This window comes from Nonomuraea sp. KM90, assembly GCF_052246675.1.
GTDB lineage: Bacteria > Actinomycetota > Actinomycetes > Streptosporangiales > Streptosporangiaceae > Nonomuraea.
Map to the genome: position 1 here is coordinate 40,585 of NZ_JBQQCB010000021.1, position 14,954 is coordinate 55,538.

Annotated in this window: 12 protein-coding genes; 5 read left to right on the forward strand and 7 right to left on the reverse strand. The window is 71.1% G+C overall.

All coding sequences use genetic code 11. From position 1 onward, the window contains the following. Positions 1-43 precede the first annotated feature (43 nt). Both ACTWPW_RS22900 and ACTWPW_RS22905 read left to right on the forward strand, forming a co-directional pair. Complete coding sequence (locus ACTWPW_RS22900; protein WP_375115284.1) at positions 44-1,072, forward strand: LacI family DNA-binding transcriptional regulator; 1,029 nt, start codon at positions 44-46, stop codon at positions 1,070-1,072. Positions 1,073-1,199: 127 nt separating this feature from the next. After that, the gene (locus ACTWPW_RS22905; protein ID WP_375115384.1) at positions 1,200-3,047 is read left to right on the forward strand and encodes a ricin-type beta-trefoil lectin domain protein; all 1,848 of its coding nucleotides are present in this window, start codon (positions 1,200-1,202) and stop codon (positions 3,045-3,047) included. Positions 3,048-3,064: 17 nt separating this feature from the next. Here the strand turns inward: ACTWPW_RS22905 and sthA are convergent, their stop codons facing one another. From sthA to ACTWPW_RS22940, 7 genes are all read right to left on the reverse strand, one after another. Continuing rightward, positions 3,065-4,480, reverse strand: a complete 1,416-nt coding sequence (gene sthA / locus ACTWPW_RS22910) for a Si-specific NAD(P)(+) transhydrogenase (RefSeq protein WP_375115383.1) — start codon at positions 4,478-4,480, stop codon at positions 3,065-3,067. Positions 4,481-4,550: 70 nt separating this feature from the next. Beyond that, the gene (locus tag ACTWPW_RS22915) at positions 4,551-5,390 is read right to left on the reverse strand and encodes a 5-oxoprolinase subunit C family protein (protein WP_375115382.1); all 840 of its coding nucleotides are present in this window, start codon (positions 5,388-5,390) and stop codon (positions 4,551-4,553) included. Continuing rightward, on the reverse strand, positions 5,387-6,004 hold the full coding sequence (locus ACTWPW_RS22920; protein ID WP_375115381.1) for a 5-oxoprolinase subunit B family protein: 618 nt from the start codon (positions 6,002-6,004) through the stop codon (positions 5,387-5,389). Before ACTWPW_RS22920 ends, ACTWPW_RS22915 begins: the two co-directional genes overlap by 4 nt. Further along, on the reverse strand, positions 6,001-6,756 hold the full coding sequence (locus ACTWPW_RS22925) for a LamB/YcsF family protein (protein ID WP_364113051.1): 756 nt from the start codon (positions 6,754-6,756) through the stop codon (positions 6,001-6,003). The genes ACTWPW_RS22920 and ACTWPW_RS22925 overlap by 4 nt, the downstream gene beginning before the upstream one ends. A gap of 22 nt (positions 6,757-6,778) precedes the next feature. Continuing rightward, a complete protein-coding gene (locus ACTWPW_RS22930) occupies positions 6,779-7,549 on the reverse strand; it encodes a thioesterase family protein (protein ID WP_364113049.1) in 771 nt (256 codons plus the stop codon). Between the two features lie 19 nt (positions 7,550-7,568). Next, complete coding sequence (locus ACTWPW_RS22935) at positions 7,569-9,119, reverse strand: hypothetical protein (RefSeq protein ID WP_443169870.1); 1,551 nt, start codon at positions 9,117-9,119, stop codon at positions 7,569-7,571. A 141-nt stretch (positions 9,120-9,260) separates the two neighbouring features. Then, on the reverse strand, positions 9,261-9,485 hold the full coding sequence (locus ACTWPW_RS22940; RefSeq protein ID WP_345387711.1) for a hypothetical protein: 225 nt from the start codon (positions 9,483-9,485) through the stop codon (positions 9,261-9,263). 154 nt (positions 9,486-9,639) lie between these two features. On the opposite strand from ACTWPW_RS22940, the gene ACTWPW_RS22945 reads away from it, so the two are divergent. From ACTWPW_RS22945 to ACTWPW_RS22955, 3 genes are all read left to right on the forward strand, one after another. Then, positions 9,640-10,209 carry an HhH-GPD-type base excision DNA repair protein gene (locus ACTWPW_RS22945; protein ID WP_375115380.1) on the forward strand — a complete coding sequence of 190 codons (570 nt, stop codon included), beginning with the start codon at positions 9,640-9,642 and terminating at the stop codon, positions 10,207-10,209. 276 nt (positions 10,210-10,485) lie between these two features. Further along, positions 10,486-12,579 (forward strand): SpoIIE family protein phosphatase, encoded by a 2,094-nt coding sequence (locus tag ACTWPW_RS22950; RefSeq protein ID WP_443169871.1) that lies wholly within the window; start codon positions 10,486-10,488, stop codon positions 12,577-12,579. 242 nt (positions 12,580-12,821) lie between these two features. Next, entirely contained in the window at positions 12,822-14,483 is a 1,662-nt protein-coding gene (locus tag ACTWPW_RS22955; RefSeq protein ID WP_364113405.1) for an RNA polymerase sigma factor, read from the forward strand. The last annotated feature ends 471 nt before the right edge of the window (positions 14,484-14,954 follow it).

Sequence of the window (14,954 nt, forward strand, 5' to 3'; positions counted from 1 at the left end):
CCGGTGAATATCCTGGCGGCACAGCCCGAGCGGGGAGCGTGCGATGGCGGCCAGGGAGGGCAGGGCGCGCGCGACAGTGCGTGACGTCGCGGCCGAGACCGGCCTGTCCATCGCCACCGTCTCGCGCGTGCTCAACGGCCAGTCCAACGTCGCCCCGCACACCCGCGAGCTGGTGCTGCGCGCCGTCGGCCGGCTCGGCGACCAGGCGCCCAGGCCCCGCGCGGCGCCCGACGCCCCGGGCGGCGCCGTCTACGTGCGCTGCCCCTACGTGCTGACCGACTATTTCGGGCTCATCGTCTCCTCGGTGGGCGAGACCATCGAGCTGCACGGCCGGCAGATGATCCTCGGCGCCGGGGAGGCGGCCCAGGGGAGCGCGGTGCTGCCCGGGCTGCCCGACCGCCCGGGGGTCGCGGGCGCGATCCTGATCCTGCCGCCGGAGCCCGGCGACGAGCTCGTACGCCTGCGCGACCGCGGCTTCCCCTTCGTGGTGATCGACCCGAGGACGCCGCCCCCCAAGGACATCGTGGCCGTGTCGGCCGCGCACTTCGCGGGCGGTCGCAAGCTGATGGCGCACGTGGTGGAGCTGGGCCACCGCCGGGTGGGGATCATCGGCGGCCCGGTGCGCTGGCTGCCCAGCGAGGCCAGGCTGGCCGGCTACACCGCCTCGCTGGCCGACGCCGGGGTGCTCCCGGCGCCCGAGCTGCTGCGCAACGTGCCGGAGCCGAGCATGGAGCACGGCTACCGGGCGGCCTGCGAGCTGCTGGACCTGCCGCGGCGGCCGACGGCGCTGGTGGCGTTCAACGACAAGATGGCGGTCGGGGCGCTGCGGGCGGCGGCCGAGCGGGGGCTGGGCGTGCCCGGCGACCTGTCGGTGGCGGGCTTCGACGACATCGACGTGAGCAGGGCGGCCTCGCCCGCCCTCACCACGGTGCGCCAGCCGCTGGAGGAGATGGGCCGGATGGCGGTCACGCTGCTGATGCGGCTGCTCAGCAGGCACACCCTGGAGGCGCTGCACGTCTCGCTGGGCACCGAGCTGGTCGTGCGCGGCTCGACAGGGCCGGTCCCGCGCTGACTGTTTCATTTGTTACATCGGTTGACTGCCATGTTGACTCGTGTTCTGCTGCTCATGGCAAGCAGCGTTACACGTTTGTTTCATTTGTTACAAGGGCATCACCCCCCGCCCTGAAAGGACTCCAGCCGTGTCCAGAATCCTTCTCGCGCTCGCCTGCGCCGCCGCCTTATGCCTGGCCGCGCCGGCCCCGGCCCTCGCCGCCAACGAGCCCGTGAACGTCTGGCTGACCACCACCTCCGACTCCGGCGGCCGCAACGTCACCCGGGGCCTCCAGCAGCAGGCCCCCATCGCCTTCGGCCCGGCGGGCGGCACCGCCGGCCACACGATCACCGTCAACGAGGGCACGACGTACCAGCCGTTCGAGGGCGGCGGCGCGTCGATCACCGACACGACCGCGTACCTGCTGCGCGGCGGCCCCGTCAGCGCCGCCACGCGGGACGCGGTGATGCGCAGGCTGTTCTCGCCCACGGACGGGATCGGCCTGTCCTTCGTACGCAACCCGATCGGCGCCTCCGACCTGTCCCGTCCCGGCATGGTCTCGCTCGACGACACCTGCTGCGACCTGAACGACTTCGGCGCCAACGGCTACGACACGAACGTCCGTCTCCTGACCGCGCAGGCCAAGCAGCTCAACCCGGCGCTGCGGGTCAAGGGCGTGCCGTGGAGCGCGCCCGGCTGGATGAAGGACAACGGCCGGATGGACCAGATGGGCTGGCTCAAGTGGGAGTACTACGGCATGTACGCCCAGTACCTGGTCAAGTACGTCCAGAGCTACCAGGCGGCCGGCGTCCCCGTGGACTACGTCTCGGTCCAGAACGAGCCCAACTGCTGCCAGGCCGGCAACCCGACCGCCATGAACTACCCGGGCATGTCCTGGAACGCCTCCGGCCTGATCGAGCTCACCAAGAACTTCGTCTACCCGGCCTTCCGGGCGGCGGGCCTCAACACGAAGGTGCTCGTGCACGACTGGAACTACGGCGACTACGGGCAGATCGGCGCCCCCATCCTGGCCGACTCGGCGTTGCGCAACGACCCGCTGTTCGGCGGCATCGCCTGGCACGGCTACGGGGGTGACCCGGCCGTCGGCACGCAGGTGCGCAACCAGTACCCGTCGGTGCCGCAGTTCAGCACCGAGCACTCGGGCGGCACCTGGATCGCCAACCAGCACAACGAGGACATGGCCGACATCGTCACCTACGCCCGCAACTGGAGCCGCAGCCTGGTCAAGTGGAGCCTGGCGCTCAACCAGAACATGGGCCCGCACAACGGCGGCTGCGGCACCTGCACCGGGCTGATCACCGTCCAGGAGGGCGGCTCGCGGGCGGGCCAGGTGGACTACACGATCGAGTACTACACGACCGGCCACCTGACCAAGTTCGTCAAGCCGGGGGCGTACCGGATCGACTCCACCGCCAACGGCACAGTCCAGAACGTGGCCTACCGCAACCCTGACGGCTCCAAGGCGCTGATCGCCCACAACGGCGGGACCTCGGCGCAGTCCGTCCGGGTCGACTGGGGCAACCAGTCCTTCGTGTACTCGCTGCCCGCCCGCACCACGGCCACCTTCACCTGGTCGGGCACGCCGGGCTCCGGCGGCGGCGGCCCGATCACGGGGCTGGCCGGCAAGTGCGTCGACGTGGCCGGCGGCAGCAGCGCCGACGGCACCGCCGTACAGCTCCACACCTGCAACGGCACCGCCGCCCAGCAGTGGACGCGCCCCGGCGACGGCACGCTGCGGGCCCTGGGCAAGTGCCTGGACGTCGTCGACCACGGCACCGCCGACGGCAGCCGGTTGCAGCTCTGGTCGTGCACGGGCGCCGCCAACCAGCAGTGGACCCACACCGCCGGGCGCGACCTGGTCAACCCCGCCGCGAACAAGTGCGCCGACGTCACCGGCAACTCCAGCGCCGACGGCACCCGCCTGCAGATCTGGACCTGCACGGGCGCCGCCAACCAGAAGTGGACGCTGTCCTGACCTGAAGGTCGCCCGGCTCACATGTCAGCGGTGAGCCGGGCGATCGTCCGCATCTTGTTCATCGCGTCCAGCGCCGCCACCTTGTACGACTCCGCCAGCGTCGGATAGTTGAACACGGCGTTGACCAGGTAGTCGATCGTCCCACCGCACCCCATGACCGTCTGCCCGATGTGCACCAGCTCCGTCGCCCCCGTGCCGAACACGTGCACGCCGAGCAGCCGCCGGTCCTCGGAGGACACCAGCAGTTTGAGCATCCCGTACGAGTCGCCGATGATCTGCCCCCTGGCCAGCTCCCGGTAGCGCGAGATGCCCACCTCGAACGGCACCTTGTCGCGGGTGAGCTCGTCCTCCGACTTCCCGACGAAGCTGATCTCCGGGATGGTGTAGATGCCGATGGGCGACAGCTCGTTCATCCCGCCCGCCGGCTCGTCGCAGGCGTGCTGCGCGGCCAGCCGGCCCTGCTCCATCGACGTGGCCGCCAGCGCGGGAAAGCCGATCACGTCGCCCACGGCGTAGATGTGCGGCACCTCGGTGGCGAAGTTCCCGTCCACCGAGATCCGCCCCCGGCCGTCGGCGGCCAGGCCGGCGGCCTCCAGGCACAGCTCGGTGGTCTTGCCCTGGCGCCCGGCCGAGTACATCACGCAGTCGGCGGGGATCTTCTTGCCGCTCTCCAGCAGGGTCAGCGCCCCGCGCGGGCGGCGCTCGACGGCCGCGACGTTCTCGCCGAACCTGAAGGTCACCGCCAGGTCGCGCAGGTGGTATTTGAGCGCCTCCACGATCTCCAGGTCGCAGAACTCCAGCATCCGGTCGCGCCGCTCCACCACCGTCACCTTGGTGCCGAGGGCGGCGAACATGGAGGCGTACTCGATGCCGATCACCCCGGCACCCACCACGACCAGCGTCTCGGGGACCCGGTCGAGGTGCAGGATGGCGTCGGAGTCGATCACGGTCCGGTCGTCGAACTCGACGCTGGACGGCCGCGCGGGCGAGGTGCCGGTGGCGATCACGATCTTCTCGGCGGTGACCTTGGTCTCCTCGGTCTTGCCCTCGTCGTGGACGACGCCGATGGTGTGCGGGTCGAGGAACCGGCCGGTGCCCTGTAACACCGTGACGTGGTTGCGGGCGAGCTGGCTGCGGATCACCTGGATCTCGCGGCCGATCACGTGCTGGGTGCGCATCCCGAGGTCGGCGACCGTGATCTCGTCCTTGACGCGGTAGCTGGCGCCGTACAGCTCCCGCTGGTTGAGGCCGGTGAGGTAGAGGACGGCCTCGCGCAGGGTCTTCGACGGGATCGTTCCCGTGTTGATGCAGACGCCTCCGAGCATGTGTCGTTTCTCGACGACCGCGACGCGCCTGCCGAGTTTGGCGGCCGCGATCGCGGCCTTCTGACCACCTGGTCCGGAACCCAGGACCACAACATCAAAGTCCGCCACACGGTCCAGTCTGCGGGCGGCAGGTCAACGGGGAAAGGCCTGCCGGGGAACGCCGGAGTGCGGGCTCCCGTCACGCCCGGCCGGGCCGGGTGCTGAAGCGCACCTCGTCGCCCGGCCTGAGCTGGGCGGCGACCGGCAGGTCCGCACCGCGTACGACGCCGATCACCGGATATCCGCCCGTCGGCGGATGGTCGGCGAGGAACACGATGGGCTGCCCGCTCGGCGGCACCTGCACGGCCCCGGCGACCATGCCCTCGCTCGGCAGCTCGCCCTCCTTGGCCCGCGCCAGCTCCGGCCCGCTCAGGCGCACCCCGACGCGGTTGCTGTCCTGCGTCACCGTGTACGGCCCCCCGCACAGCGCGGCCAGCGCGGCCGGGACGAACCAGTCGTCGCGCGGCCCCGGCAGCACCCGCAGCACGGCCGGCCGCGGCCCCGGCATCGGCGCCAGATCGACGGAGATGACGCCCTCCGGCGGGCCGACCGGCAGCAGCGTGCCCGCCCGCAGCGGCTCGGGCCCGAGCCCGGACAGCGAGTCGGTGGACCGGCTGCCGAGCACCGGCTCGACCGCGATCCCGCCGCGCACGGCCAGGTAGGTGCGCAACCCCCGCACCGGCGCCCCCAGCCGCAGCTCGCCGCCCGCCGGCACCCAGAACGGCACCCCCATGTCCGCCCCCGAAGCCAGCGGCGCGCCCGCCAGCGCCACCCACGCCGCGTCCAGGAACCGCAGCCGCGCCATCCCGAACGTCAGCTCGATCCCCGCCAGCCCCTCGGCGTTGCCGACCAGCCGGTTGGCCAGCCGCAGGCTCGGCGCGTCGGCCGCTCCCGAGCACGGCACACCCAGATGAGCCAGGCCGGGCCGCCCCAGGTCCTGGACGGTCGCGTACGGCCCCGGCGCCAGAACCTCGATCATGCCGGCTCGAACCGCACGCGCATGCCCGGACTGAACAGCGAGGGCGGATCGCCCGCCACGTCCCACACCCGCACCGACGTGCGCCCGATGAGCCGCCACCCGCCCGGCGAGGCCGTCGGGTACACCGCCGAATAGGGCCCCGCCACCGCCACCGACCCGGCGGGCACCGACGTGCGCGGCGTGTCCAGCCTGGGCGTCTCCAGCACCGGATCCAGCCCGGTGAGATAGGCGAACCCGGGCGCGAACCCCAGCCACCCCACCACCAGCTCCCGCCCGGAGTGCCGGGAGATCACCTCGTCCACGGAGATCCCCGCCAGCGCCGCCACGGAATCGAGGTCGGCGCCGTCGTAGACCACGGGGATCGTCACGACCGGCCGCCCCTCGGCCGCCCGCGCGCCGGCCCTGCCGCGCTCGCGTGCCGCGACCTCCGCCAGCCGCGCCCGCAACCGCGCCTGGTCCACCCCCGGGGCCACCACCAGCACCGTCTCCGGCCCCGGCACGATCTCCACGACGCCCGCGGGCCGCTCGGCCCGCAACGCCGCGTCCAGCCGGTGCGACAGCTCCAGCGAGCCGGTCTCCACGAGCAGCCCGTGCTCCCCGGCCGTCCGGATCACGCGAACGCCTGCAGGACCACTCCGGCCGCCAGCAACGTGTCGCGCACCCCCTGCGCCAGACGGACGGCGTCAGGCGTGTCTCCGTGGACGCAGATGGAACGCGCGGAAATCGGTACGGAACTCCCGTCAGCGGCCGTCACAGAGCCTTCCACGGCCATCTGGCGGGCACGGGCGGACACGGCGGCGGCGTCGTGGATGACCGCGCCCGGTTCGCGCCGCGGGACGAGCATCCCCTGAGGGGTGTACGCGCGGTCGGCGAACGCCTCGCTCACCGTCGGCACGCCCTCGGCCGCCGCCACCTTGTGCACGACCGAGCCGGGCAGCGTGAGCACCGGCAGCGAGGGGTCGTAGTCGGCCACCGCGTCGATCACCGCCGCCGCCTGCACCTCGTCGCGGCAGATCCGGTTGTACAGGGCGCCGTGCGGCTTGACGTAGGACACCCGGCCGCCCATCGCCCTGGCGATGCCGTCGACCGCCGCGAGCTGGTAGAGCACCTCGGCGCACAGCTCCTCCGGCTCGACGTCCATCTCCCTGCGCCCGAAGTGGGCCAGGTCGCGATAGGACACCTGCGCCCCGATCGCCACGCCGCGGTCGACGGCGGCGGCGCACGTGCGCCTGATCGTCACGGGGTCGCCCGCATGGAAGCCGCAGGCCACGTTGGCGCTCGTGACGATGTCGAGCAGCGCGAGGTCGTCGCCGAGCCGCCAGATGCCGAAACCCTCGCCCAGGTCCGCGTTGAGGTCGATCACCATGGGACCATCATGGCGGCATCGGCTACCTCGGCGCGACGAACAGCGTCTGTGTGGCCGTGCCGATCTCCCCGGACTCGTCGTACAACGTGGACCGGGTCAGGCCCCGGCCGGCCGGGCCGATGACCGTGGCGGCGTCCATGCAGACCCACTCGCCGACCGGGGCGCGGAACAGCGAGATCGTCAGATCCACGTTCACGAACACGTGGGTGTCGAAGTCGAGGGCGAAGCTGACGCCGTTGCCGCTGTCGGCGAACACCGCCACCCGCTCCACCGGGGTCATCTCCTCGCCCTCGACCAGCGGCATCGTGAGCCTGCCCCAGACCGTGGCGGGGCCGATCTCCATGGGGCCGCCGGCGACGAAACGCCAGTCGAGCGCCCTGCCGTACCCGAAGCCGGAGCCCAGCCACGAGCGCGCCTGCTCCTCGGAGCGCGGCGGGACCGGCGCGGGCGGCCCGGCGACCGGCGTGGGCGGCGTGCCGGCCGTGCGGACGCGCCAGGCGCTCGCCCTGACGTATTCGCGGCCGCCCGAGGACACGCTCGCCGACAGGCACTGCACGCGCTTGCCGTCGCGGGTCACGTCCGTCGCGACCGCCAGCTCGGCCACCGGCACCGGCGCGAACACGTCCACCACCAGCCTGGACAGCTCCAGCCCCGGCCGCGGCGCGGTCTGCGCCAGCTCGTGCGCGATCAGGGCGGTGACGGGGCCCATGTGCTGGGTGCGGGGATCCCACGGCCCCTGCGTGTGCTCGGAAGCCAGGTAGCGGCCCTGGCCGAGCCGGCTGTACATCGCCATAGAACGTTATTCTAGTGGCTCAGATCTCGTCCGGGATGTCGGCGATGTCGTCGAGGGCCGCCGCCAGCTCCTCGGGGTCGCCGCCGATCCGCTCGGCGATCTCGATCAGCACGTGGAGCACGTCGTGGCGGTCGTGCCCGAGGTCGAGCAGGCGCTGCGCGGCCTCCCAGAGCTGCGGCGGGTCGCCGTCCCACAGCCGGGTGGCGATCTCCTCGTGCCAGGCCAGGTGCTCCTGGTCGATCACGCCGCCGTGGTCGATCTCGAGTAACGTACGCCGGTCCGCCTGGTCGGCCGGGTTGAGCCGGTCGAGGTCGATCCCGTTGTGCGTGCCCTGCAGATAGGGGAACGCGAAGGCCCGCCTGGCCAGCGCCGACAGGTCGCCGTCCGGCAGCAGCCGCTCCAGCAGCGGCCGGTCGAGCCCGAACGACGTCGGGTCCCGGTACGCCTCGGGGAACTTCCCGATGGCCCCCCACACCGCGTCGAGCGTGGCCTTGAGCCCCTGCTCGGGCAGCCCCGTGCGGCGGGCGGCGAAGCGCACCCACGCCGACATCACGTGCGGCATCGCCTCCTGCTCGGCCACGCTCAGCATCACCTTGCGCGGCAGCCAGTCGAGCAGGAACGTCTCGCACTTGGTCGGGCTCACCCGCAGCGGCCGGTTGAAGTCCTGCTCGCACCCGTAGTCGATGATGTGGTCGGCGCAGCGCGAGGCCGCCGAGGGGTCGGACAGGTGCTCGGCCGCGTCGGAGGCCAGAAACTCCGCCGCCAGCATGGCGCGCCGCTCCCTGCTGTACGGGGCCTCGATGTGCAGCGGCGCCGGCCGCTTGCGCCCGGGCGGCAGCGCCTTGAGCCGCGCGCGGGCGAAGGCGTGGTAGGCGCTGTAGCTGTCGCTCACCGGCGGCGGCGTCTTCGGCTCCCTGGTCGCCTTCATCGCCGACTCCAGCAGCGCCCTGGCCTGCTCGGGCTGGATCTCCTCGAACAGCAGCAGCGGATTGCCCGCCGCCTCGGCCCTGGCCGACTCCAGCAGCTTGTCGACCTGGGAGGACACCCAGGCGTCGCGCGCCATGCCGCTCATGTTGTAGTCGACGACCATGACCAGCGCGTGCCGCTCGACCGGGAGCTCGCTCTCGTTCCAGCGGTAGGCGAAGGTGCAGATGACCGTGTCCTGGTCGCCGTAGGCGTCGCGGGAGACGTAGCAGCCGGCCGGCTTCACCGCGCCCACCCGGTCGGCCCAGCCCGGCCGGGCCACCCCCGACTCCATCATCGCCAGCGCCGCGCCCTCGGCCTTGGCGCCCTGGCGGGCGGTGCCCAGGTAGGCCAGGCAGATCAGCAGGGTCAGCGAGGCCGGAGTGCCGGCCTTGGCGGCGTAGTCGACGAGCCCCTCCCCGAGCACCTGCTCGACGTCGCCGCCCCTGACCCGCCTGCCCCACCAGGCACCGATCATGTCGGAGACCATCAGCTCCGCGTCGAGGGGAGTGCGTACGGCCAGCAGCTCGCGAGCCGCCTGCACCATCTCCTTGAACACGTCGTCTGGCGGGGTGCTCTCCCGGGGATCTCGTCGGTGTCGGCGCACGCCCTCACTCTCTCGTATTCCAGGCGCAAACGGTGCGTAGAACTCGGCCCGGTGACCCCGATGTTATCGGGGAAGGCGTTTTCGGCGGGCACGCCGATCCGGGCGCCTCCCGCGCCGCCCGCCCTTCGTCCCGCGGACGCCCTAGCGGACGCCCCGGGGAGGAGGTGCGGAATTCACGATCGCGAGCAGGTGCTCGCGAGCGATCCGTTCCACGATCTCGGGCGTCGCCGAGATGCCCAGATGCTGCGCGCACGCACACACGTCGGCTACGCAGCGGTCGATCGTGTCCACGGGTACGGTCAGGAACTCTTCGGCCAGCCTGAGACTGACCGGTTCCCGCAGGAACCGTGTGGCCAGAGCGAGCATAGATGTGAGATTCCTCTGGAGACCCAGGGGCAAACCCCCAGGAATGTCTGCAGGGCGACTTGCGCTCTCATTTCACCTTTTCTCGGGAGACTGTCAAGGCTCCGCGGCGACTGTGTTCACTTCACCGGGCGCCCATTCGTGCAAAGCTGTCTCCATGCGCATCCAGCTCGCCCAGCGGAGCGAGGCAGACGAGCTCCTCGGCCGCAGCCCGCTCGCCCTGCTCGTCGGCATGCTGCTCGACCAGCAGATCCCCATGGAGTGGGCGTTCACGGGGCCCTACACCATCTCCCAGCGGCTCGGGCACGATCTCACCGCCGAGGAGATCGCCTCCTACGATCCGGAGGCGTTCACCGCACTGCTGGCGGACAAGCCGGCCGTGCACCGCTACCCCAAGTCTATGGCCGCCCGGGTCCAGCAGCTCGCGGCCTATCTCGTCGAGCACTACGACGGTCAGCCGGAGCGGATCTGGGCCGACGCCGCGGACGGTCAAGAGTTGTTGAAACGACTCATGGCCCTCCCGGGATACGGCAAGCAGAAGGCCCAGATTTTTTTGGCATTGCTGGGGAAGCAGATGGGGGTCCAGCCATCAGGCTGGCGTGAGGCTGCCGGACTTTACGGCGAGGAGGGGTCGAACAGGTCGGTCGCCGACGTGGTCGACGCCGACAGCCTGGCCCGCGTACGGTCCGCCAAGCAGGAGGCCAAGCGGGCGGCCAAGGCCCGATAGTCAGGTGCCGTGGCCGGGACCGGTCCCCGTCATCGGGCCCGTATCCGGGCGCGGTAATCGGGCGCTGTAACCTGATCTTGCTGCGCAATGTGGAGCGACTTTGACAGGATGCGTAGACCCTAGAGGCGACCGGGCCGCGGCGGGGGCTTCCGTCCGTACATGCCCATCGTCGATGATGTACTGCAGGATCCGGTCGCCCGGAGCTGCGCTACGCCGATACACAGTTATGGAGATGTGCCGCGTGGGAGACCCTGGCACGCGACGGAGGTGCGGACCATGAGCGCCGAGACCTCCGTTCCCCGTCCCCGGGAGTCGGATGTGGACATCTCAGACTCCGCCCTCTTCAAGGGCATGCTGTCGGAGGCCGAGTTCGCCTTCGCGTTCTTCGACGGCGACAGTCGCATCCAGCGGGTCAACGACGTGTTCAGCGATGTCGTCAACGTGCCCGCGGAACGCATGGCCGGCAAGCAGCCCGTCGAGGTGCTCGCCGCCGACCTCAGCCAGATCATCACCCACGCGGTGCAGGCCGTCATCGAGAGCGACGCGCCGGTCACCGAGGGCCGCGTGCGCGTGCGCTCCGCCGAGGGCGACACCCGGCACTGGTCGCTGTCGTTCTCGCCGGTCCACGACGAGGGCGGCGAGCTGCGCGCGGTCGCCCTGGTCGGGCTCGACGTGACCGAGAGCCGCCAGACCGAGGAGGCGCTGCGCCGCAGCGAGGAGCGCTACCGCTCGCTGGTCGAGGCGCAGTCCCAGCTCGTCTGGATCACCTCGCCCACCGGCGCCGTGGTCGAGGACGCCCCGCAGTGGCGCGCCATCACCGGCCAGGGCCTGGAGGAATACCTCGCCAGCGGCTGGCTGGAGGTCGTGCACCCCGAGGAGCGCCAGCAGACCGAGGAGGCGTGGCGCGAGGCGCTGCGCGGGCGCACCATGTTCGAGTGGAACTACCGGGTGCGCACCCGGGCCAGCGGCTACCGCCACTTCGAGGTGCGGGCCGTGCCGATCATCCGCCACGGCAGGGTGGTCGAGTGGGTCGGCGCCAACACCGACGTGACCCCGCAGCGCGAGGCCGAGGAGATGCGCGGCAGGCTGACCGACCAGCTCGGCGCCGCCGCCCTGCGCACCGCCCGGCTCCAGGGCGCCACCGCCATGCTGGCCGAGGCGCTGACGGTCGAGCAGGTGGTGCAGGTCATCATCGACGTGGGCCGTACGGCGTTGGCCGCCGACCGCTCGGCGGTCGCGCTGCTCGACACCGACCGCGCCGCGCTCAAGCTGATCAACGGCGAGGGCATCCTCGAGGCCTCGGGCGCCACGGGCGACGAGATCCCGCTGTCCCACTCCAACGTGATGACCATGGCGGTCAACAGCCGCCGGCCCGTCTTCGCCGAGTCCCCGGAGTCGCTGAAGGCGCAGCTGCTCGAGGCGGGCGGCGACGAGGAGGTCCTGGCCGGGTTCCTCGCCCACGGCGACGAGCGGGCCTGGGTGGGCCTGCCGCTGCTCGCCGCGGGACGCGCCTTGGGAGCGCTCCGATTCTCCTTCACCCGGCCGCAGAAGATCTCCCAGGAGGACGGCGTCTTCCTGGAGGCGCTGGCCGGCCAGTGCGCGCTGGCGGTCGAGCGGGCCACGCTCTTCGAGCGCGAGCACCGCACCGCCGAGACGCTGCAGCGCAGCCTGCTGCCCGACCGCCTGCCGGTGGTCAAGGGCCTGGTGCTGGCCCAGCGCTTCCGCTCGGGCAGCCGCCACGTGCAGGTCGGCGGCGACTGGTACGACGCGTTCGTCCTTCAGGACGGGCGGGTCGCGGCCGTCGTCGGCGACGTCATGGGCAAGGGCGTCAAGGCCGCGGCGGGCATGGGCCGCATCCGCAACGCCATGCGGGCGCTGGCGCTGACCAATCCGCCGCCCGCGGCCGTCCTCACCGGTCTCGACCGGGTCTTCGAGGCGACCGAGGAAGAGGAGCAGGTCACGACCCTGGCCTACATGGTCGTCGAGCCCGTCACCGGTGAGGGCACTCTGGCCCTGGCCGGTCACCCGCCACCCGTCCTCGTCTCGCCGCAGGGCACGGCGATCCTGTGCGACGCCGAGCCCGGCACTCCGCTAGGCTGGCCGACCAGCCGAAGGCAGTTCCGGTTCGTGGTGCCGCCCGGCCATACCGCCGTGCTCTACTCCGACGGTCTCGTGGAGAACAGGAAGCGCGGGCTGGATGCCGGACTCGCAGAGATTTGCAGTGTTGTGACCGAAGCGCCACCTGAGGTGGTGAGTAGTCCACACATGCTGCTGGACTTCCTGGTTGACCGGATGTTGTCTGGATATGAACAAGATGATGACGTTGCCGCGCTCGCAATTCACGTCCCACCAGCCACGAAGAGTGACTGAATGAAACAGTCATAACGGTTGCTTTCGGGTATCAGTGCCCCGCTTACGTACGCACTACTGTCTTGGTCGGCCTAGGGTGGAGGTCAACCGCCGGGAGGTGGCCGTATGGAGTGCGGGGTCGTGCCACAATGCTGTGCAGGTCCGTCGCGGTCCGCACGGCCTCACCGATCTCCGAGAGAGGCAACAGCCCCCCAGCGGGCATCTGGGTCCATTGTCGCCACGCGTTCGTTCGAGAGGTGTTCGTGTCGCCTGCAAGTTCGACTCGCTCGAAGCCACAAGAGCTGAACGAGCCCGTCATTCAGCGACTGCTCGAGCGTGGGCGCTCGCAGGGTTTCCTCGAGTCTGAGGATGTCCGTCAGGCCTTCGAGGAGGCGGACATCCCCATGTCGCACGCCGCCGCGTTCTTGCGGAACCTCAGCAAAGAGGGCGTGACCGTGGTGGTGACCGCCGCGGATTCGGCTGCGCCGAAGAAGTCTCGTGGTCCAGCAAAGCGCCGCACCGCCGCCCCCGTCAAGACCAAGACGGCGGCGGCCGCCAAAGAGCAGCAGCCCGAGACCGTGACCGCGGTCGTGGGCACCGCTGAAGCCGAGCCGGCCGCCAAGAAGGCGGCCCCTGCCAAGAAGGCCGCTCCGGCGGCGAAGAAGGCCGCGGCTCCAGCCGCCGCCAAGAAGGCCGAGCAGAAGAACGCTGGGCCTGCCGAGACCAAGCCGAAGGCGCCCGAGGCCCCGCGGGCCGACTCGGACGACGACGAGGACATCGAGCTCGACGGCGACGTGGAGCTGGAGGACCTCGAGGACATCGTCGTCGACGACGACGAGATCGTCGCCGAGGCCGACACCGACTCCGAGGGTGACGACGACTCCGAATCCGACTCCGAAGAGGAGCCCAAGGCCGCCGAGGTCGTCGTGCCGGAGAAGAGCGAGGACGAGGTCCTCATCCTCTCCGACGACGACGATGACGCCCCGGTCGCGCAGGTCGCCGCCGCCGGCGCCACCGCCGACCCGGTCAAGGACTACCTCAAGCAGATCGGCAAGGTCCCCCTGCTCAACGCCGAGCAGGAGGTCGAGCTGGCCAAGCGCATCGAGGCGGGCCTGTTCGCCGAGGAGCAGCTGGGCGGTGGCGAGACCGACGGGCTGCCCGTCGACGTCAAGGCCGAGCTGGAGTGGATCGCCGAAGACGGCCGCCGCGCCAAGAACCACCTGCTGGAGGCCAACCTCCGGCTCGTGGTCTCGCTGGCCAAGCGCTACACCGGGCGCGGCATGCTGTTCCTCGACCTGATCCAGGAAGGCAACCTGGGTCTGATCAGGGCCGTCGAGAAGTTCGACTACACCAAGGGCTACAAGTTCTCCACCTACGCCACGTGGTGGATCCGGCAGGCGATCACGCGTGCCATGGCCGACCAGGCGCGGACCATCCGCATCCCGGTCCACATGGTCGAAGTGATCAACAAGCTGGCCCGCGTCCAGCGGCAGATGCTGCAGGACCTGGGCCGCGAGCCCACGCCGGAAGAGCTCGCCCGTGAGCTGGACATGACGCCCGAGAAGGTCGTCGAGGTCCAGAAATACGGGCGCGAGCCCATCTCGCTCCACACCCCGCTGGGTGAGGAGGGAGACAGCGAGTTCGGTGACCTCATCGAGGACTCCGAGGCCATCGTCCCGGCCGACGCCGTCAGCTTCACGCTGCTGCAGGAGCAGCTGCACTCCGTTCTCGACACGTTGTCGGAGCGAGAGGCGGGCGTCGTGTCGATGCGGTTCGGCCTCACCGACGGTCAGCCGAAGACGCTGGACGAGATCGGAAAGGTTTACGGGGTGACCCGTGAGCGCATCCGCCAGATCGAGTCGAAGACCATGTCCAAGCTGCGTCACCCGTCCCGGTCCCAGGTGCTGCGGGACTACCTGGACTGAGGGGTGTGACGGGTCGCTCGGGCTGATCCATACGGAACGCGCGCCCCGCCGGGGGATTCTCCCGGCGGGGCGCGCGCCTTTCCACCCCGGCTTCCGCTTCCACCCCGGCTTTCGCTTCCGCGCCGCGTTTCCACTCTCCGCGCTCCCGGGTCTCTGCGCTCCCGGGTCCCCTGCGCTCCCGAGTTCCGGTCCCCGCTACCGCGTCTGCCTGCACGCGTCGGAGCCGGCTCTTCGCCAGCCGGGTTCACGTTGGGTCGGGGCGCGCTGCCCGGCAGCAGCCGCCACCGGACGGCCAGACATTGTCGGCGGCACGGCGGTGCCGGCGGCGATCCAGTCGTCGGTCCACAGCGGCGTTCGGCAGTCGTCCGTGCCTGACCGTTCTCCCACGTGGCGTTTCGTCGCAGGCCGGCCACCATACGGCTTGGCGCCCTCGCCCTCCGCCCCCGAAGTTCGGTGGGAAGGACGGGCACG